Annotated in this window: 1 protein-coding gene; it reads left to right on the plus strand. The window is 52.0% G+C overall.

Annotated features, from left to right (window positions below):
* Positions 1-106: 106 nt before the first annotated feature.
* Positions 107-430 carry a hypothetical protein gene (locus AC1DVA_RS28775; RefSeq protein ID WP_476808186.1) on the plus strand — a complete coding sequence of 108 codons (324 nt, stop codon included), beginning with the start codon at positions 107-109 and terminating at the stop codon, positions 428-430.
* Positions 431-859: the final 429 nt, after the last annotated feature.

An 859-nucleotide genomic window follows, 5' to 3' on the forward strand; every position in this document is an offset into this window, starting at 1 on the left:
CTTCCGCTCCCGGCTTTGCTTCCGCTCCCGGCTTTGCGTAGTACGAATCTGCTGCTTATTTCGTGACCCTGAAACGGTTTCAACTGGGTAGGAAAAGAGAAAAGCCATGGATGCGCGCGCAGGCAAACCGATTATCAGCGCGGTGAGCGTGCGTCAGGGAGAAACCATCAAGCTACCGAGTGTTGGGCCTAACCTGCAGGAAATCGCGTGCGATGACATAGCTAAGTTGGCGTTGGCGATGCATTACCGCAGCTATTTCTTCTCACTCCGCCGAGGTCTCGACATCACATTCAGTCGGGACCTGAACGGAGGCGGGATGCAGGCACTATACATCAAAAGAAACAAAGAGCTGGGATCTCCATATCTGGTGCAAGTTTTTTTGACTACACTTACGCAAAGGATGGTGAATTCCTGTATGAAGCCGACCTAATTATGGATCAGCGCAAGGACTATGAGCCCACTGTTAACATGGGCAAGCATCGGTTTTTTGCATACTCAGCCACCATTCAGCTCGACTGGAGCAGCGTAGAAACTCAACAGTGGCGATCAGACATCGACCGCCTTTCGCGGTCTCCAAAAAACTTGGCTGATTGGACAGATAATGACTTAGAGATGCTCGTAAGGTGCCGTTCTGGATTTCACTGTCGTAAACCCGCGATCCTCAGCAAGAATGATCTTAAGCGGCACGTTGCAGCGGGGTTAAGCTTGGAAGAGCTGAAGGGTCGGCTCAGGTGCTCCAAATGCGGTAAGCTTGGAGCCAGCATTGAAGTGTTCTGATGTGATAATTGGCCCGCCTACTTGGCCTGCCCCCATCAGGTGGCCCGGTTCTAATCTAATGCATGGTGGGCTTGTCGGCCAC

The sequence above is a fragment of the Allobosea sp. P4_C6 genome (genome assembly GCF_056402015.1).